Raw genomic sequence first — 19,178 nt, forward strand, 5'->3', positions numbered from 1 at the left:
GTCTATCAGTGCAAGCCACAGACGGCGATGACCACCAGGTCCACTATAAAAAAGCATATCTATCAGCAGTTTTAGTGCTAGGTGAGTGAGTTCATCTGTGGAAACTGTCTCGTCTTCCTCCATTCGCTCTTGGTAAGTGTTGCAGAAAGCATCAATGTAATCTCCTAGTAAAGCAGCTTGATGTGGTTCGCGGTTAGTTTCCGCCATTTGTTCCAAAAGACCAACAGCACGGCGAATCAACTCTTGGTGCTGTTTTGCTAGGTAACAAATAATGAGAACAAGTGCTCTAGCTTCTTCTACATCTAGTTTTTTTCGCCCTCCTTGACCTCTACGCAGTGGATTTGATTGTCTCAGTCGCCACAACGCCACTCGGTCTGGTACTCTTGACTCTAAATTCAGATTAACTGCCGCTTGTAGCATGGCTTCTGAGCCAATGCCAGTCAATGTTTCTAGCGCCAACAGCACCAAATCCAGCTGGGTCTTGATATTGTCCCAGTGAACGGAGTTCGGGGCACCAATTTTGATTAAATCCTCCCACTGAGAATTTGGGGTGGGTGAATTGGCGGCAGTGTGCATAACTTTCAGCATAGGTGATCGGGCTGGTAGGGGCTGTTGCTGTTACCCATTTTGAAACCAGACTCGCATGGGGTAATAATGGTTTCCATGCACGATATACTGCAACGACAGCTACAGCTTTTTTCACTTAGGACAACAGCAAATGTCTTTGTTTTACTCTAAGACGAAACGCTATTTTCACAAAACTATAATTTATGCTAATAGACTTGGGGTGTTTAAACATAATAATTTATGTATACGCGTGGATAGTGGTTAGTGGTTTTTAGCTTGAAAACTTCTTACTTCTAAATATATGTCTACCAAGACGACACCCCTGTCAGAGAAGAAGTGACATACAATATTTTGCTATTACAATAGCAGTTACTAAGTATAAAAAATTAGTTATAAAACTTAATATTAACAAATCCACATAACATGGATCGACTAAGAGATGTTAAAGTTTCAGAAATTAATGTACTGGAAGCAGGACGCATATACAAATCTCTTGGAGCAATTCCTGCTCAGATGTTGCGCTCAACAATCTATCGTGCTTGGGAACGATCGCATTTGCAAGGCGCTAACCCCTATGCACTCCAAGCAGAAAAACTATCAAGCTCAGATACGGAGCGTTTAATAGCGAAAAATAGCGATCTCATTCAAATGGCTAGTCCTTACATCCGCATACTCTCACAGGCGGCTGGCACAGATCGTCATGCAGTTATGTTAGCTAATAAACAAGCGATCGTCTTGGATGTAGTAGGTGATAAGCAAACCGTACAAGGGACAGAATCTTTCCCTAAATCTGGTTCTTTGTTATCAGAATGTGTAGCTGGCGCTAACGGTGTGGGTACGCCACTAGCAGAAGCAGATTATGTAGAAATTATTAGCGCAGAGCATTTTATTGAGGGGTTTCATCCGTTCACATGCCAAGGAATTCCTCTACGCGATGACAAACAAGAAATTCTTGGCGTGTTGAGTATCTCCCTGCGTCGTGCAGATGCCGGACAACGCCTGAAAGAAATATTGCTGTGTGCATCTCACGGAATTGAAGCAGATTTATTGATAGCGAAGTTAGAAAAAGATGTTCGTCGTGTATTGGAATCCAATCCCAATGAATATCAGCCATTAGAAGACTTGCGTCAGGATATCATCCAAGCACATCAAGCAGCACGCTTAAAACTTGAAGTTGTTTCGCGGATGATAGCAGCTAACCGCTTAGAGTACGCGAGACAATTGCTGCAACAGGCTGAACAATCAATTCAAATGTTTCGTCGCCGTGCAGAAATTTGGCGCAATCTGGCATCCTTTGAAATTGGCAGCCCTCAACCCGTGTCACTTACAGATAAGATATCCGATTTAAGAGATCTTCTCTCGACGGAAGCAGCTATCCGTCAGGTGGAAGTCATGACTGAATGGGACGAGGCAATTACAGTAATTGCCGATGCCAGAAGCCTTTTACGTCAGCTGCTGCGTTATTTTCTCCAAGCCTTCGATAGTGCGGGTAAAGGTGGAATAGTCAAAGTGGCAGTCAATGAAATCTCAAATTTTGAATTAGTACAAGTTAGTTTCACAACAATTTCAGTCGTTAATTCCTTTCCACAAGCGCCAAACTCACAGTTTTTTTATCTACCAATAAAAAGAATTAAAGATGAACAATAAGAATACAGCAAAGGGCAAAGTACTCATTGCAGATGATGACGACGATAGTAGAGTGATGCTCGCGTTTCTCTTGGAGGAGGAAGGTTGGGAGGTAAACGAAGCAAAGAATGGCAAAGAAGCTCTAGAAAAAGTCATTAAGGAGCAACCAGATTTATTGATTTTAGATAATAGGATGCCAGAATTAACAGGAACTGAGGTGTATCAACAACTCCAGGAAGAAGGTATTAAACTAACAGTGATATTAGCTACAGCCTACGACTCTCTGGAAGAACTAGCCTCATCCTTGGGAATTTCTCATTTTATTTCTAAACCATACGACATTCCTAAATTATTAAAAATAATAGAATCAGCTGGCGAAAGTTAACTGGCTTGGAATGATTTATACTCCCCGCCCACGCAGGGTCGGGGATTCTACTATTCAACGTAAGCAACTGTAACACCAGTGCCACCATCACCTTGTTCGGCAGCTTCGTGGCGGCTGACTCTGGGATGCTGCTGCAAAAAGGCATGAACTCCTTGTCGCAGTTTACCAGTTCCGTGTCCGTGAATAATCCATATTGGCCCGTTAGCTTCTGAAATGGCTTTGTCTAATATGATTTCTGCATCAGATACCCTGCGTCCGCGTAAATCTACGGTATTTTTCGATGTACGAACGGCTAGGGTAGGTTGTGGTGCAGGTGTTGATATCGGTGCTGGTTTCGGTTTGACGGCTGGTTCAGCTTTTTGACCATCCAGGGATTCCACGTCTTCCAATTTCACCGTCATCTTCATCAATCCAAAGCGGACAGTTAATTCCCCATCATCGTCGGGCGCTGTTAAAACTTCCGCTGTTTGCCCTAACTTGGGTATGCGGATGCGATCGCCCACCTTGGGAATAAATCCGACTTTTGGTTTTGGTGGTGGTGCTGGTGTATGTTTTTCAGCAATTGCATTCAGTGCGTTTGTTGCTTGTTGGGCATCTTGTGCTGTTGGTTTACCTTGCTGCAAGCGTCGGATGATTTGAGCTATTTCACCTCTTGCTTGAGCAATTGCCTGTTGCACTGCCATCTCTTGTGAAGCACGCAAAGCCTGTTCTCTGGCTTGTAAATTCCGAGATTTTTCGGCTACTTCTTTGTACAAACGTTCTGCTTGCTGCAACAAATCCTGTGCTTGGGAAGCTTTGGTTTCTTGACGGCGACGTTGTGCTTCCAACCCCGCAATCACTTGATTCACCTCGTCAGTTGCACCCCCGAGGTGTGTTTTTGCCTGTTCTACAACTTCTGGTTTCAATCCCAAGCGACGGGCAATGGTTAAGGCGTTAGAACGTCCCGGTATTCCCCACAGAAGACGATACGTCGGAGAAAGGGTGCCTTCATCAAATTCTACAGAAGCATTTTCAAACCTCTCATCTTGGTATTTCAGCGCTTTCAACTCTCCAAAGTGAGTGGTAGCTACAGTTAGCAGGGCATGGTCGGCTAAATGTTGCAATAATGCGATCGCCAATGCACTTCCCTCTGCTGGATCTGTGCCCGCACCAACTTCGTCCAACAGTACTAGGCAGGAAGGGGGGAGAGGAGCCGCCTCTACGGTAGGGGGCTGTGAGAAAGAAGAATCTTCCCCGTCCCCCGTGTCTTCCTTGTCTTCCTCAAGTCCTTGTTCCCCTGTCTCCCTGCCTTCGTCTAGCGCTTCTAAAATCCGACTTATACGGCGGATGTGACCGGAAAAGGTAGATAAGTTCTGTTGTAGTGACTGTTCATCACCAATATCTGATAGTACCTGGCTGAACCAAGGTATTTCTACTGGTTCGCGAGCAGGCACAAACAAACCCACTTTTGCCATTAAAGCTGCTAAACCCAAAGTTTTCAGGGTTACTGTTTTGCCACCAGTATTTGGTCCGGTAATAGTTACGACCCGAATGGAGGGTTGAATCAGCAAATCAACGGGGATGACGGGATATCCTTGTTCGTGGTGATACTGCCATAGTAGAAGTGGATGGTGCAACTGCCGCAGGGTAATAGTTTCCTTTTCCTCACGATTGATAAAGCGGGGAGGATTTGCTTTGAGCCAGAAACTGTAACGTGATTTGGCAACCGCTAGGTCTAGGATAGTCGCAATTGCCAACAGCCTTTCCAAATCTGGTTTTACTGCTCCCACCTGTTGAGTTAAGGTGCGGCGGATAGCTTCTTCTTCTGATTGTTCTCTCCTCAACAGTTGCCGCCATTGGTTCCCCAGGGGCACTATGGAATTTGGTTCCACGTATAACGTTGCGCCACTGCTTGAGGTATCGTGAACAATACCCTGAATGGCATCTTTTTGGGGCGCTTTTACAGGAATGACAAAGCGATCGCCTCTTTGTGTGATGACCTGTTCTTGAACTGCATTCGATTTTACTTGTATAATATTTTGCAGCTTTTGAATAATTTGACTGCGTGTTTGTCGCAAAGAAGTGCGAATTTCACCCAGTTTTTGGCTGGCGCGGTCGGTAACCTGTCCTCTCTCATCTATACATCTATGAATTTCTTGCTCTAATTCCGGGTAAGTCCGTAAATCAGCAACCAATTCATTCAATATCGGTAAATCTGAGTGGTTGTCAATGACGCGGCGTAAATTTCTTGCACCGGCTAGAGTCGTGGCAATAGCCAGCAGCTCATCTCCTGCCAGTATTCCTTGCAACTCAGCGCGTTCTAGTGAATCGCCAATATCTTGAATTCCATCAAATGAGAGTCCTGCACTCAGTCGGCTTTCCAGTTCGTAGACTTCCTTAGTTTGAGCCAACAACTGCTCGCTTTGGGCTTGAGACTCAGGAATTGTTAAATGACGTGCAGCTATAACTCCCAGCTTTGTTGCGGCAAAGGTAGACAAATGCTGGCAGAGGCGAGGCCATTCAAGTAGTTCTAAAGTTTCAGATTGGATCAAGGGTTTCTAATCTGAATGATTGTGAATTTATGGTAACAAAACTATTGTCGCTTAATTTATGGCTGTCAGGGAGTACGGAATACACGAATTTGTACCTGTAATTCCTATTTTGCGGTTTACCACAAAAAAATATCCTTGCCCTTCACGCTAAGTTAGTAGTTTGCCCTAGGTGGTTGGATTACTCTATCGGCATACATTTCGGTAAAGCACGGATTAAAGTGTATATTTTCTGCTCAGCGTCTTGTGCTACTTAGAAGAGAATAGCCAGCTATAAGCATTTCCACTATTTACATTTTGACTTTGATTGCACTAAATTGGGGTTGAGAAATCTGTGTATTCAAAAACATCCACCTGCTTTTTATGCTGTTTAGCCCTTTAAACCTGCCCTATTGGATTTTTTTGGGTATGGGAGTTTTGTTGTTTTTATTTGTGATTTGTTTTGGTGGTGGGGGTGAAGATGTTGATATTGATGTTGATGCAGAAATAAACACAGATGCTGATGGTGACTTAAACTTTGGGCAGTTGCTTGGATGGGCTGGTATTGGGCAAGCTCCTCTTATCTTGTTACTAGCAACAGATTTGAGCTTATGGGGTGTAGTGGGATGGATGTTGAATGTTTGGATTGGTAGCATTATTGCTCTTCCAAATAGTTTTTTTAGCAGCATAATTTTATTGTGTTCGCTAACGATCGGCGTTCTTATAGGCAGTTGGATTGCACGTCCAATAGGCAAAATTTTTGCTGATTTTAGTGAAGATGCAAGTGGCGATCGCTTAATTGGTTGTACGGGTATTGTCACTTCGGCGTTCATTCCCGTTGCCAATCAAAAAAGAATTGGTCAAGTAGATGTTACAGATTCAGAGCGGAATCTTTTGAGTATTAATGCAACCGTACCAGAATGGGCAACAATAATTCCTCAAAGAGGAGCACAAGTTATTGTCATTGATAAGCGTTTGGATACATATTTCATTGTTGCCAAAGATAGCTTGGATCAAGAAAATTGGTTAAATGGGCTCTCCCAACCTACTTCTAGCTCAAGCTAACAATCCTTCTGATTTTTAGAATTTCAGAAAAATATTAAATATTTGATTTTTTTTTAATAGGTTGTGCATTACACGTTTTAAATAAATATCAAGAAAGAAATTTGAATAATCAAAAAAAATGAACTACTTACTGGCAAACTTAATACATTTAAAAAGCAATATTTCTCAATTAGTTTTTTTACAACTCATGTTAGATGGACTAAGAGGAGAAATTGTTTTCCCAGGAATTATTGCAGCCATAGTTGTCCTACTACTATTAAGTATCTGGGCTTACACGCGAGTTTATGTAATTACTCCCACTAACGAAGCGTTTGTAAGAACTGGGGGCATTTTTATTAAAAGGAAAACTGTCATTCTTAACGGTGGTTGTGTTGTTTTGCCAGGTTTTCACGAATTAACCCGCGTTCCATTACGAGAAATTTCTATTGATGTTGAACGTACTGGGAAATTAGCGGTTCGCACCCAAGACTACCTGCGAGCCAATATGCGGGTGACTTTTTACGTGTGTATAAATGCCTGTGACGAGGATGTATTAATTGCTGCTGCTAGACTTTCCCGACAAGGTAGAATTACACCAGAAGATATCAAAGAAGCTTTAGAAAAACGTGCTGACGACGCTATTCGTGCGGCGGCTAAAAGAAAAAGTTTGGCAGAGATTGACTCAGACAAGTTGGGTTTTGCTGATGAGGTGTTGAACTTAACTCAGCCAGATTTAAAGAAAGTGGGTTTAACCCTAAATAACATTGCAATTTCAGAAATTGAAGAAAGCGATACCTACGATACAAATAATTTTTTCGATGCTCAAGGTGTGCGGTTGCGGACGGAAACAATTCAACGTTCAATTCAGCAAAAACGGGAAGTTGAGTTAACAACTCTAGTGGCAATAGAACAGAAAGAACTGGATGCGGAGAAGCGATCGCTGCAAATTGTCCAAGACAAAGAAAGTGCTAAATTAGAGCAACAATTACAAGTAGAAGCACTGAAAGCTCAACGAGAACGAGAAATTCAAGAAGCTAAAGATAGAGAAGCTGCTACAATACGGCGTACAAAAATTTTGCAGGATAAATCAGTAGAAGAAGAAGAAATTCGCAAAAAACTAGCAGTGCAGCAAAGCCAAATAGAAGCCGATATTGCATTGGAGGAACGTAATAAACAACTGAAAGTGGCACAGGCTTTACAAAAGCAAGAAGCTGAACTAGCAGATATTACGCGACAACAAACAGTAGAATCTGGTAAGTTGCAAGCACAAGTGCAGGTTGTAGAGTCAGAAAGACTGGCAAGACTAGCTCAGGAAGACGTAGCGATCGCAATTGCCAATAAAAAACGCGATTCGTTTCTCGCCCAAGCCGAACAAGCAAGGGCTGAGGAATCAGTCCGCACGGCTAGTGAAATTGAAAAAGCCGAACGGAGCAAAAACTTATCTATAATTGCTGCGGAAAAAGAAGCTCAAGAAAAAAGTATTGGCGATCGCAATATTGTAGAAATTGATGTTTTTCGCCGTCGCCGACAAGCAGAAATTGCCCAACAAGCTGCAGAACTTGAAGCCGAAGCAATTCGTATTCTTGCAGATGCAAATCGTGACAAAGCCCTAGCAGAGGCTGAAAGCACGAGAGCAAAAATAGCTGCTGAAAACATTATTAGCAATGCCAATCTTAGTGCCAAAACCATCTTGGCGATTTGGCCACAACTATCGGAGAAACTGCCAGAAATTATCACTGCTTTAGCTCCGCAACCGGGAGTTTTGGGAGACACTCGTATTTATTCTTTCCCCGGAGGTAATGGTAACAATAGCGCTCAAGACATCAACAAGTTGCTACTGTCTACTAGCGGTCTGGCTTTAATCAATACTCTACTTGATGAAGGCAAACTAGGCGCATTGTTATCCCAAATCAGTCAAATGGTACGTAACAACAATCAGGTGGCAAATGACACATCTGGTATCACTTCTGTAGAAACAACCCCAGAGCAAATTGATTCATGAAAAAAACTCTGCAACTTTTCTCCAATTTTGATACCCTAGCTTAAATAGATTTGGGAACATCAGAAGCGTGGATATTCAAATTGGGCGGGGAAAGACAGCTCGCAGAGCCTACGGTATAGATGAAATTGCACTTGTCCCTGGTAATAGAACACTAGATCCAAGTTTGGCAGATACAAAATGGCGCATTGGTAATATAGAACGGGAAATTCCGATTATTGCCAGTGCTATGGATGGCGTAGTGGACGTTCGCATGGCTGTGCTTTTGTCACAGTTAGGAGCGTTGGGAGTTCTAAATTTAGAAGGTATCCAAACTCGCTACGCTGACCCAGAGCCCATTTTAGACCGCATTGCTTCCGTGGGTAAAGAGGAATTTGTTACCCTGATGCAAGAACTGTATGCTGAACCTATTAAGCCAGAACTTATAGAACAACGAATAAAGGAAATTAAACAACAAGGTGGCATTGCTGCTGTGAGTGCTACCCCAGCGGGGGCTAGCAAATATGGCTCGGTGGTAGCACAAGCAGGAGCAGATTTCTTTTTTGTGCAAGCGACAGTCGTCTCTACAGCACACCTCTCCCCTGAGTCGGTTGTTCCTCTGGACTTGGGGAAATTCTGCGAGGAAATGCCCATACCCGTGATTTTGGGCAACTGTGTTACTTACGATGTTACCCTCAATCTGATGAAAGCAGGAGCCGCAGCAGTACTGGTGGGAATTGGTCCCGGTGCAGCTTGTACCTCGCGTGGTGTTTTGGGTGTGGGTGTTCCTCAAGCAACTGCGATCGCGGACTGTGCTGCTGCTCGTGATGATTACTACCAACAAACAGGTAAATACGTCCCTGTCATTGCCGACGGTGGTTTAATCACGGGTGGCGACATCTGTAAGTGCATTGCTTGCGGTGCAGATGGTGTCATGATTGGTTCTCCTTTTGCCCGGTGTGCTGAGGCTCCAGGGCGGGGATATCACTGGGGTATGGCGACGCCCAGCCCAGTCCTACCTCGGGGCACGCGCATTAAGGTAGGCACTACCGGTACATTAGAACAAATCCTCAGAGGACCCGCACAACTTGATGATGGGACGCACAACCTGTTAGGAGCCTTAAAAACGAGCATGGGCACCTTGGGAGCCAAAAACCTCAAAGAAATGCAGCAGGTTGAAGTCATCATTGCTCCCTCTTTGCTAACTGAAGGCAAGGTCTATCAAAAAGCTCAACAGCTAGGTATGGGTAAATAAATATTTGGTTATTGGTTAGTAGGTTATTGTAACACAGTACTACTAACCATTAACTACTATCTACTAACTCAAAAAATTTTTTCAGACTCTTAAACGGTTTTCGCCCGTGCTTTGCCCTGCCAAAAAAGTTGCAAAACTACCCTAACATCATAATATTATTATTTCTTGCTGTCGAGGTTGCTCGGAACCGTAGGTAATCGTCTTGCGTACCGACCCAGCGTCTAAAACATAGATACGTACTGAATCTTCGGTAGGTTTGATCAAGTTTTCCACTTGCACCCTGAGTTTGGCAAACTGCATGGCAGTCAAAAAACATTCAAACACGCTGTACTGCGTCCATGTCCCATAGCCAGAGAGCATTTTGTGTAATTTTGTGCGCCGCTTATTTGCTGCTTTACTGTCTGGCAAGTCGTAAATGACGAGGTAAAACAAAGTACTCATCGTAGTGTCAGTGGTTTATAAGGAACTCCTTCTTGTAAATGCCGACTTAATAATCGTGCTTGCAATTCGATCGCACGCCGATAGCTACATTGATAACCAAAGGTAGGATGCTTAAACTCGTCGTTCATTTTTCGTTCCCATGCCTGCAAAAACTGTTTGCGTCCACTTTCCGACAGTCGATAGGCACCAAGATTATCGGTAAAATCATCGGGTTTAATTTCTTTGTGGCTGATGACTGAAAGAATCAAATTATCAGCAATCAACGGGCGAAATTCCTCCATCAAATCGAGAACCATAGCAGGCTGTCCTCTGGTCGCCTCATGTAAATAACCCACGTAGGGGTCCAAACCAGCCATATGGACTGCAGCCGTTACCTGCACTTGCAGAAGCCCGTAGGCAAAACCCAATAATGCATTGACTGCATCGGTGGGAGGGCGGCGATTTCTACCGTTAAATGACCATTCTTCCTCCAGCATCTTTGACCAAGCTGCAAAATATTCCCGTGCAGCCAATCCTTCAACACCTCGCAACTCGTTCAAGCTTGTTTGTTCTTTGACTAGCTGTTTGCGAGATTTCAGGGAATTGTCTTTTTGGTCGTGGCGATATAAAACAGCGTGTTGATTGTGGATTTTGCCAGTCACAATTGTTTTGACAATCTCCAGACGATGGGCTGCATCGCAGTAAGCCGCATACTGTGCCAACCGCAACTGACCGTTACGAGAATAGGCAGGAAGCGCCGAACCCAAGTATTTACCAAACCCAGAAAGGTAATGTACGGGCATTCCCAGTTCTAAAGCATAGACTAGAGCATCGCCTGTAATCTGGGGATTTCCCATCAAGACGACTTGTTCTACAGTTTGGGCGGGAACGGATTTTTTCTCCCAGTTGCCGTCTTCTTGTTTGAGGGCAACTTTAAAAGCTTCCGCAGCTTTGCTTAAAACTGCATCCGGTTGAGTAACGTAGAGAATTGACATAATTTATACCTCAAGGCGTAGTTTTTTGATTTCTTTTGGCAAACAAATTTTCTGTAAGCTGCAATCCCGACACTTTTTCCCATTGTCAATAGGTGGTGGCATTGCACCTCCAATCGCTAATCTTGCTGCCTGAATTGCTTGTTCTGTCGCCAGTCGCAATGCGGGTGTAAAATTGACACGTTCCCGACGGCGGTTAGCGTAGTAAAAAATTTCTCCGTAAGGAATGGAACTTCCAATGCGTTCCTCCAAACACAAAGCCGCCCCACACAGTTGAAAATGGTCGCTCAAATGGTTTGCCATCCGTCCTTTTTTAAATTCCAAAGGCACTAGCTGGTTGTCTTTTTCCTCAACTGCGTCGATAATGCCATTGATGAGTAAGCGATCGCTCCACACCCACTGATGACGATAAACCACCTTGTCGCCTTCAACAGACTTACCCTCATCATCAACATTGCGGTGCAAGTGACGACCGATGATAATATGCTCGTTGTCAGCATTTTCTCCCAGTTCGTATTCCAGAAAAAAGCGGCGCGGACAGTATTCCCAAGCATTTAGATAAGCAAGGGGAAGATAGAATTGTTCGTTCATTTCGCGTTAGCCTCAAAACCTTTTCTGCGAGGTTTTTTATAATTTTGAGTTTTTGAACTTTGAATTTTGAATTGTGAATTGCCCAGTTGCGTCTGTCCCATTCCCATAGCGGTTTTACGCCCCACACCCGCAAAGAAAGCAAAATTTGCCAAAATCGTTGCAATTCGCGCCGTAGCAGCACAATTAAATCGATAGCGTACCCAGCCCTGCGCCCCAACTTCCGTACCCCCTTCCATCTTGAGTGCGTAGGTTTTCAGTTCGTAACCCGTCACCGTAGCATTCCATTCACAAACCGGAAGCTGGTATTGTTCTGGTGCAAAAGCATTCCACCGTCGATGCAGCGAGTTAAACACCAATTCAGGTAGCGGAAAAGTCTGAACACCTTGATTTTGCTTAAAGCTAGTGGGAGACAGAAAATGCATTTCGATATCAGTCAAAACTGGTGCTGGGTGTGACAGCATCGCATAATCAGCCGCACCAGCTAGGTGATGTGTTCCCGGTAAAGCGTACATATTCCGCAGTACAAATGGGAAATCTCCCAACACCAAAGATTGGTTCTCTGACAGTTCAAATCCCCGCATCAATGGTTCAACCAAACCACCATCCAATAAACCAATCCGAAAATAAAAGTAATCTCCTATACGCACCCCGCCCTGACGGCGATTTCCCAACAACCCCGAAATAGTCAATGGTGAATTTTGACTTGCATGGACAACTTCAGCAACAGATGGATTTGCTGCTGCTAACCACTTGAGTACCAACGCGTGCAATGCACGAGATAAAGTAGGGGGAATCTCTCCTACATCTGCGGCTGCAAGTTCGATAACAATAGAGTGCAACGTAGTAAACTTATGCTGTTGCAACGACATTTCCTGCTCCATAAAACATATCCTTTGGTAGATAAAATTCCTCAGGTAATTGTTGATATTGTCCTGGTGTTAATGTTGCTTTAAAAGCATCCCACTCCTTCTCTTTACGTTCATCATTTTTCTTAGCAAATAAATACTCACCGCGTAACTGTGCTTGACTAACCAAACTTACAGGAGGCATAACAATACGGTTATAAAGTAGCATCCGAGTATCACTTGGTAAATCCAAGGGGTTTAAAGGATGCAAACAGGTATAATCGCCAGATTTCCTTACCATGATTTGTTCGGGAAGTTTGATTGTTTCAACTCTGATTTTTGCCGCCCATTTTCCCAAACGTATCCAACGAGGAATTTTAATAGTTTCTGGGGCAACAATATAAGTCCGATATTTGCTGCCAACAGCCAACTCTTTAGCCCTCCCGTAATTAATCGGGTAATTTTTATCCGCACCTTTATCACCAAACTGTTTTGACTTGCCATAATAGGAAACTTGAGCAGCTTTAAAGGTGTTAATTTGATACGACCAATTGATAGGTTGAGCGGGAAACACATAAATTCCAGCTTGATTGAGATGCAGAAGGTTTTGTTCGGCACTAGCATCTAAATATGTAGGTTTTTGTGCCAGTTCCCCTTGCAGCCGATAGGGTTGGGGAATGTAATGAATGGAAAAAAGTGCAAAACTTAGCCCCCAATTATGCAAATATTTTTCAGTTTCATAGAGAATTCCCATTTCCCTTGTAGCGAAGAAAACATTATCGTGGAGTGTCAACGTACAGTGATATAAAGCCATAAAAAAAGGATGAAATATGAAGTGTAAAGGATGAAAAAAAGTATGAAGTATGAAGTGTAAAGGATGAAAAATTCTTTCGCGTTTAAAAGGGATACTTACTCACCTCTCGATACAAAATTACCTATCTTAAACCTTGGCGTTCTTGGCGTCTTGGCGGTTTTTTAATAGATAATCATCCGGTTCAAAAGAAGTAGACATTTTAAACTTTACAGCCCCGCCAAGCTAAAATTTCTTGATAGAAGAGAAGAAAGCTCAAAGCCGATTTCTATCACCCAAATTTATCAATGAGATACTTCATCCTTCATCCTTCACACTTCATCCTTCTTACTTACCTTTCTTTTTCAATGCTCCAAAAGACTCTGCATAAGCTTTAGTTTGCCCATATAATGCAGTCATAGTCTCCACCAAACGAGTCTCATCTTGGTACAAAGCATTAATTTCACCGACTAAATCCTCTAATTGGGAACCAAAAATCGACTTGGTTTGGCGTACAGGTTCGTCATTCAGTAAATTCTTCGCCACTTTTTCTACCTGCTGTAAAACATCACTAATAGGAGTATCTACATCCCCTTTTAAAGCATCGTACAGTGCTTGAGTGAAATGTAGATTGCTAAAGATTTCACCATCGCCAAAAACAATTCCAGCAATGTAATTCCGCATTGTTCCCGTGCGAGATTCTTGAGCGCCGTATCTTTTAGTACGTAGTAAGTTGCCCAAAACGTAGATAAAGCCTTCATAGGTAGAGTCGCGCAGCGTTTCTACTGTGGGAAATGTTACCTCTGGAATCACATGATCCAATTCGTTGATACTGCTTCTCATCTCCCCAGCTTCGCTCATCGTTCCCCCTTCAAAAGGTGCATTAAATGTAAAGCTGCGATGGGACTCTTCGTAAGCACTCAGGGAAAAAGCCGAGTCAGAATAGACTTTAGAACGTTCGGAACCGCTGTCACCAATAGCAAATCCATAAATAATACAATCCGGGCACTTTTTGCAGGATTTCTCGCCATTGTATTCACAGTATTTATCCTTATTCGCATCATCTGCAGTGGTGAGATTTAAACCACGGAGTAATTCTCTTCCTGCAAGTCTTTCAGGAGTGGTTTGTTTGCGCTTAAACATTACCAAACGACTAATCTGTTTTTTGCTTGCATCGGTATTCCCCAAACCTGCTTGGGTGCGTGCGGTGTTCAGAATTCCATCTGTTTGAAATACGGGGAATGATTGGCTGTGACGCAACAAGATAAAATGGATATACTTTCCAGACGCCAAGCGGGGGAATGTAGATTGAAATTCGGATTTTAAGGTTGTTAGAATGCTCATGATTTTGCTCTCTAGTATTTTGAATTGTGACTTGGAAAATTAGGACGCTTTAGCAGATTTTTCTTGCAAAACTAACCAACGATAGGCAAATTCTGCTCCAGATTTAATGCGGTTGCGATTTTCTTGTAATAAAGCGCGATCGCCTTTATAAAGGTCAAGAAAAAGTTCGCGTACACAAGTCGTCATAAAAGCATGAATTGCTGTTAATTCTCGCTCTTGTCTTGTGGCTTTATCCAATGATTTATCCATCATTAGAGGACGTTTATAAACTTCTTGACGCTCTAAAGCATCTTGAATTTGTCCCGAAGCTTGCAAAATTAAATCATCAACATCAACTTGCTGGGGAACTGACAAAATCATTTCCAAAGCTTTAGATAAAGGAAGTAAAATCGTATGACTGGATTCACTGAGACTGGCTTGATAAAACACGCGGTATTGCTGTACCAGCTTTTCAATTAACTTCATGAGATAAATGCCTCCATTTTGCTTTGAATTCTCTTGTAATTTGCTATGACTTCCTACCCAGGTTTGGGCATATTGCCAATACCTTCTAACTTCTTCCTGGCTGGGTATATCGCGTTTATCGCGTCGTAAACCTTCTGCTGCCAAACAAAAAATATTGAGTACATTTGTTGTCACCTCCCGAACTGTTTTAATCAAATCTCGCCATTTGGCATCTGGTGGAGAACTACGAGTTTCCAAATGGAGGCTGTATGCAATCAAAAGCCGCTGCATTGCATTTTGAAAATCCTGAATTCGCAATGAATTAGATAACCCAAGTAAATTCCAAAATGACGCGGGTGCATCGAGAACTATTGACTCTTTAAAATCACTATCACTGTTATAAAGCGGAACGGAACTACTAGTTGCTATGACCTTAACTCCCAGTAATATGGGAAGCGATAAAGCGAGAAAAGCAGGTTGTACCCATGCATCAGTGATTGTTTTGCCTCGTGTTGTTGTGTAGCTCATTGCCATAAAAGGCAAGTCTTCTTTCGCATATTTATCCCTTTGAAATCGTCCTATTTCTGCTTCATCACTCAACCAAGGAACGGATTGCAAAGCATGAATACTCATCTTATTCTCCAGCCACTGCTTGCGGACATCCCACAAATTTATCAACTTCATATTGAAGACTAACAATTTAATAGCAGCAGCAGTTTGAGGAGAATAAACATAAGCAGGAAAGATATATAAAAAGACAGGCTGTTGTTCTTCTAATTTTCCTGCTGGAACTGACCAAAAAGCTTGTCGCATTAGCATTTCCAAAGCCCATATTTTGGAAATACCGCGTTTGATTTGTCTGCCTCCAAGAGGATTTTTATTGCTATATTGCTGTGGCTTAAATAAAACCACCGAATCCATTTGGTCTTCTGAGGTAAATTCGCCAGAACTTAAGGAACAGATAGGTTGTTTCGCTACCTTAGTTTTTGCATTGGCATAAGCTGTAAATTCAGTATCAAATGAGGTGGAAGTGCTTTCCCATCCTTTGACTTCTAGATATTGAGTTAAGTAATCGTAGAAAATATCCCGGATAGGGCTTGAATGTGAGGAAAGTAAGTTATTCTCACTTGCCCAATTTGCTAAATCTTCTGCCCATTTTTCAAGAGATTCCGATAAATCTTCTGGTTTTAAAGTGGCATGAGTCGCAATATAGTAAGCTGCAGCATGATACCATCCATAATTTACGCCTCCCGATTGTACTTGTGTTTGTTCTGGTGATATTTTGTCGCTTATACCCAAAGTATTGAGCATCCAGTTTATATATTCTGGGGACTCCCCAAAAAACTCTTTTTGGGTTAGAAAAATAAATTCGGCAATCTTATCGGCACGGATATCTGCACCTTTGCTGAGAAATTCTCTTTCAGTTTCAGTTAAAGGTAACTTCTCCAAACGTTTGGGTGTTGCAGGATCTTTACTATTTGCAACTTTAACTTCAATAACTCGTGGTAGTTTGGGAATAAGTTCTGCTGGAGAAAATAATTCTAAGGTTTGTGGTGCAACTTTTAAGCCTTTTCCGTCTCGCTTAAAGCCAATATCTCCTCCCATCATTTTATGAGCTAAGATTCCACTGACTTGACCCCAAATAAATTCTTGAAGTTTGTTAATATCTGGAGTTTCATTATCCATTGGTGCTAAATAGATGGCACCCTGAGCAAAGAACAAAATGGGTTCCCAGCCAAGTTTTTGAGCAAACTGAATAGTAGCATTATGAATACCATTGCTGAGAATACCTACAGTATCTCGCAAGCGATGATAAACCAAATTTTTGTTAATATTTAAAAATCGCAGTTGTTCCCGCAGTCGTTGTCCTCCGGTTTGAGTATCTATATCTGCTGGGTCGCTGAAATGCACTGCAATATCGCCAAAAGCAAGCAGACGACGCAAGGGAATTTCTAAACGTCGGCGGTCTTTAATTTTAGGAACAGGCCAGTTGGCAGGGTAAATATTTGTACTGGCTTTGTTTTGAGTGTTTTGTGCTAAGTAAGCAATTTCTGGTAAATAGTCTTGCCATTCCGACCAAAATAATTGAAATTCAAGTTTTTCTCCTAAATCTCGGCAGACATTAATAATTTCTTCGACTTGCCAATTTTTCGGTGTTGCTTCTCCTTGTCCGTTACAATACTTGTTGTAGTCGTGCAGGGTTAATCCCAAACAAAGTAAATATTTTTCAACATCTGATAAGGGTTGAGGTAAATATTTACTAATGTTCCAAGCGGTGAGTAAGCCATTAAGAACGTGAACCAATAAATTTTGGTCTGCACGATTCGACCACTTTTGAGCGTTTTCTTGAGCAAAGGAGTCACCAAGCTGAGATAATAATTGGTAATGTGCTTCATAAGAACCGCCTAAAGCTGAAATGAAACTAAATTCCCGTTCTAGTTGTGGTAGTAACTTCTCGATATACAAACGCAAAATTGGGTCTGTATCTTCTGGTAAAGTTTCGATGAGCAGTGTTTGCAGAAGCGTAGACATGAAAAGGTTGTTAGTGATTAGTGGTTGGTAGGGGTGCAATGCCTTGCGCCCGTACATATTGGTGGTAAAAATCAAAAGATGGAAGATTCAAATCGGGTGCTGGTAAATTTTTTCAAATGCCACTTTAAAGCTTCTAAAAGTAAAGCATCTTGATTAAAAGCACAGGCATAAGCTTGTTCGCTAGCATCAACCAAGCGATACAAACCAAATAAAGGGCTGAGGTTAAGAGTGCGGCTGACTTCCCAATGACTGCTGAGTTTAGTTTTATTAACTGGAACTAAAAAGGTGAGTAATTTCTTGTGGTGCAAGCACTTAACGACATCAGCTTGCAAATCGCCAACTAAACTTAACTTATCTATTAAATAAAGTTCGCCAATTGGTAACTCGCTGCTGTTTCGGTTGCAGTGCAAGCTAAGATTGTCCACTCGCTTATCCAACCATTCCTGAATGTGAAGATAAACATTGATAAATTCATCAGGAAATTCTTCTTCCCCCCGTCCAGATTGAAGAACTCCGTTTAAAAATGTCTCGCGGTTAATAATTTCAACTCGTGCATGGGGTAAGAGTCGCAGCAGGTCATAAGTGTAAAAATTATTGCCATCCCAAACGGCGGCTTGTAGGGTTGAACCTCCTCTGAAGCGTAGAAGTTCTTTTTGGGTTGCTTTACCAACAGGATTATTTTGCATCGCAAACCATTGTTTGTATGCTGACGCAAAATCTTGGGAGTAAATGCGCTGCAAATCTTCGGTCATGCGATCGCGCACCTGTTCGCTGACTTTCCGATTCTCTTGAGTCATTCGCGAAAACATTCCCTGGGCTTGCAATGTACCCCAATGCTTGCGATATTTTTGAAATTCCTTGGGTGGGTCAAATGCATAAGCGATCGCATCTGCTAAAGTATCCCGCGTGACTGTTTGCTCGGGAGTCAGTTTTTCTTGCAGTCGTGCCACAATCCAAGGAGTATGACCGGGAATCAAAATAAATGCCGCGTACTTATTAAAACCGCGATGTCTCCCCAAACGTCCCAAACGCTGCATCACTGTTGCAGAGTCGCTACTTTCAAAAATCAACAGGTGAATCTTAAAATCAACGCCAACATCAACAGCAGAAGTACCGACTACGAGAACTGGTTGGCTGGAATCTTTCAAGTCATTTTGCACCTGCAATCTTTGTTGACGGTCAACACGTCCGCTAATTTCTCGAACAATCACCCCCGGTAATAAAGCTTGTAGTAAACGAGTGACCTGACCGGCTTTTGCCACCGAATTGACAATAATCAAGCCCCTCGCTTTTGACTCCCCATTCAGAATTTGCTGAAGAGTTGGAACCATTTCCTCTAACCAGGTCAAGGTGTCTTTGTCTTTTGGTAATTCCACAAACTCTAACTCTACAGCCTGCAGAATTTGTCGAAACCCAGGCGTTTCCTCACTGGCATAAACCCCCTCAACCGAAGCCACCTTAAAACCAGCTTTGCGTAGTTGTTCGATAAAATCGGCTTTTGGTGTTGCTGAAGTAAACAAAAACCGTCTGGGACGAGGTTGATTTTCTTGGCTGCGGCGAATGAAAGCCAAACTATTTAAAGCAGCAGTTTCTTGATGGCTGCCAAAAATATGAAACTACAAAGGACAAATGACCAATGACAAAGGACAAATGACCAATGACAAATGACAATTAAAATGAAATGCACATTTACTTCTTGAGGTTTGTAGGCATAAGTACACATTACTTATGTATAATTTGTTTCAATTTTAATTGCGAAATTTTAATATAAGCAAAATGAGTATTTATTGAAAGACTACAATTATTCATAAGTCCCGCAATTGATATATGTAATACAGCGGTGCTACCTCAAGTAAAT

General features: G+C 42.4%; 15 protein-coding genes. 5 read left to right on the forward strand and 10 right to left on the reverse strand.

Annotated elements, in window-relative coordinates; all coding sequences use genetic code 11:
• On the reverse strand, positions 1–588 hold a 588-nt coding region (locus ACYRY3_RS13215; RefSeq protein ID WP_460202114.1), incomplete at its 3' end, for a DUF3038 domain-containing protein.
• A 402-nt stretch (positions 589–990) separates the two neighbouring features.
• Here ACYRY3_RS13215 and ACYRY3_RS13220 point away from each other — a divergent pair.
• Both ACYRY3_RS13220 and ACYRY3_RS13225 read left to right on the forward strand, forming a co-directional pair.
• Positions 991–2,214: a GAF domain-containing protein gene (locus ACYRY3_RS13220; protein ID WP_460202115.1), complete on the forward strand. Its 1,224-nt coding sequence runs from the start codon at positions 991–993 to the stop codon at positions 2,212–2,214.
• Positions 2,204–2,578: a response regulator gene (locus ACYRY3_RS13225; protein WP_460202116.1), complete on the forward strand. Its 375-nt coding sequence runs from the start codon at positions 2,204–2,206 to the stop codon at positions 2,576–2,578. The genes ACYRY3_RS13220 and ACYRY3_RS13225 overlap by 11 nt, the downstream gene beginning before the upstream one ends.
• A 50-nt stretch (positions 2,579–2,628) precedes the next feature.
• Here the strand turns inward: ACYRY3_RS13225 and ACYRY3_RS13230 are convergent, their stop codons facing one another.
• Positions 2,629–5,109, reverse strand: a complete 2,481-nt coding sequence (locus ACYRY3_RS13230; RefSeq protein ID WP_460202117.1) for an endonuclease MutS2 — start codon at positions 5,107–5,109, stop codon at positions 2,629–2,631.
• A gap of 360 nt (positions 5,110–5,469) precedes the next feature.
• Between ACYRY3_RS13230 and ACYRY3_RS13235 the strand changes: the two genes are divergently transcribed.
• From ACYRY3_RS13235 to ACYRY3_RS13245, 3 genes are all read left to right on the forward strand, one after another.
• On the forward strand, positions 5,470–6,150 hold the full coding sequence (locus tag ACYRY3_RS13235; protein ID WP_460202118.1) for a DUF1449 domain-containing protein: 681 nt from the start codon (positions 5,470–5,472) through the stop codon (positions 6,148–6,150).
• Positions 6,151–6,268: 118 nt separating this feature from the next.
• On the forward strand, positions 6,269–8,131 hold the full coding sequence (locus ACYRY3_RS13240; RefSeq protein ID WP_460202119.1) for a flotillin family protein: 1,863 nt from the start codon (positions 6,269–6,271) through the stop codon (positions 8,129–8,131).
• A 67-nt stretch (positions 8,132–8,198) separates the two neighbouring features.
• A complete protein-coding gene (locus tag ACYRY3_RS13245; protein ID WP_460202120.1) occupies positions 8,199–9,362 on the forward strand; it encodes a GuaB3 family IMP dehydrogenase-related protein in 1,164 nt (387 codons plus the stop codon).
• A gap of 147 nt (positions 9,363–9,509) precedes the next feature.
• On the opposite strand, the gene cas2 is transcribed toward ACYRY3_RS13245, so the two are convergent.
• The 8 genes from cas2 to cas3 all read right to left on the reverse strand — a co-directional run bounded on the left by cas2 (position 9,510) and on the right by cas3 (position 18,930).
• Complete coding sequence (gene cas2 / locus ACYRY3_RS13250) at positions 9,510–9,803, reverse strand: CRISPR-associated endonuclease Cas2 (RefSeq protein WP_460202121.1); 294 nt, start codon at positions 9,801–9,803, stop codon at positions 9,510–9,512.
• Complete coding sequence (gene cas1d, locus ACYRY3_RS13255; protein ID WP_460202123.1) at positions 9,800–10,777, reverse strand: type I-D CRISPR-associated endonuclease Cas1d; 978 nt, start codon at positions 10,775–10,777, stop codon at positions 9,800–9,802. The genes cas2 and cas1d overlap by 4 nt, the downstream gene beginning before the upstream one ends.
• A gap of 3 nt (positions 10,778–10,780) precedes the next feature.
• Positions 10,781–11,365, reverse strand: a complete 585-nt coding sequence (gene cas4, locus ACYRY3_RS13260; protein WP_460202124.1) for a CRISPR-associated protein Cas4 — start codon at positions 11,363–11,365, stop codon at positions 10,781–10,783.
• On the reverse strand, positions 11,362–12,246 hold the full coding sequence (gene cas6 / locus ACYRY3_RS13265) for a CRISPR system precrRNA processing endoribonuclease RAMP protein Cas6 (protein WP_460202125.1): 885 nt from the start codon (positions 12,244–12,246) through the stop codon (positions 11,362–11,364). The genes cas4 and cas6 overlap by 4 nt, the downstream gene beginning before the upstream one ends.
• Entirely contained in the window at positions 12,215–13,024 is an 810-nt protein-coding gene (gene cas5d / locus ACYRY3_RS13270; RefSeq protein WP_460202126.1) for a type I-D CRISPR-associated protein Cas5/Csc1, read from the reverse strand. Before cas5d ends, cas6 begins: the two co-directional genes overlap by 32 nt.
• A 324-nt stretch (positions 13,025–13,348) precedes the next feature.
• Positions 13,349–14,344: a type I-D CRISPR-associated protein Cas7/Csc2 gene (gene cas7d / locus ACYRY3_RS13275; RefSeq protein ID WP_460202127.1), complete on the reverse strand. Its 996-nt coding sequence runs from the start codon at positions 14,342–14,344 to the stop codon at positions 13,349–13,351.
• Between the two features lie 39 nt (positions 14,345–14,383).
• Positions 14,384–17,320 (reverse strand): type I-D CRISPR-associated protein Cas10d/Csc3, encoded by a 2,937-nt coding sequence (gene cas10d / locus ACYRY3_RS13280; protein WP_460202128.1) that lies wholly within the window; start codon positions 17,318–17,320, stop codon positions 14,384–14,386.
• Positions 17,321–17,391: 71 nt separating this feature from the next.
• Positions 17,392–18,930, reverse strand: a complete 1,539-nt coding sequence (cas3, locus tag ACYRY3_RS13285; RefSeq protein WP_460202192.1) for a type I-D CRISPR-associated helicase Cas3' — start codon at positions 18,928–18,930, stop codon at positions 17,392–17,394.
• Between the last annotated feature and the right edge of the window lie 248 nt (positions 18,931–19,178).

The organism is Scytonema sp. NUACC21, from assembly GCF_054684315.1.

What these genes read in the sequence shown, in the direction of transcription:
- cas10d (WP_460202128.1), bottom strand. Translation starts at nt 17,320, where the DNA reads ATGTCTACGCTTCTGCAAACACTGCTCATCGAAACTTTACCAGAAGAT.
- cas4 (WP_460202124.1), bottom strand. Translation starts at nt 11,365, where the DNA reads ATGAACGAACAATTCTATCTTCCCCTTGCTTATCTAAATGCTTGGGAA.
- ACYRY3_RS13220 (WP_460202115.1), top strand. Translation starts at nt 991, where the DNA reads ATGGATCGACTAAGAGATGTTAAAGTTTCAGAAATTAATGTACTGGAA.
- cas2 (WP_460202121.1), bottom strand. Translation starts at nt 9,803, where the DNA reads ATGAGTACTTTGTTTTACCTCGTCATTTACGACTTGCCAGACAGTAAA.
- ACYRY3_RS13225 (WP_460202116.1), top strand. Translation starts at nt 2,204, where the DNA reads ATGAACAATAAGAATACAGCAAAGGGCAAAGTACTCATTGCAGATGAT.
- cas6 (WP_460202125.1), bottom strand. Translation starts at nt 12,246, where the DNA reads ATGGAGCAGGAAATGTCGTTGCAACAGCATAAGTTTACTACGTTGCAC.
- cas1d (WP_460202123.1), bottom strand. Translation starts at nt 10,777, where the DNA reads ATGTCAATTCTCTACGTTACTCAACCGGATGCAGTTTTAAGCAAAGCT.
- ACYRY3_RS13235 (WP_460202118.1), top strand. Translation starts at nt 5,470, where the DNA reads ATGCTGTTTAGCCCTTTAAACCTGCCCTATTGGATTTTTTTGGGTATG.
- ACYRY3_RS13240 (WP_460202119.1), top strand. Translation starts at nt 6,269, where the DNA reads ATGAACTACTTACTGGCAAACTTAATACATTTAAAAAGCAATATTTCT.
- cas7d (WP_460202127.1), bottom strand. Translation starts at nt 14,344, where the DNA reads ATGAGCATTCTAACAACCTTAAAATCCGAATTTCAATCTACATTCCCC.
- cas5d (WP_460202126.1), bottom strand. Translation starts at nt 13,024, where the DNA reads ATGGCTTTATATCACTGTACGTTGACACTCCACGATAATGTTTTCTTC.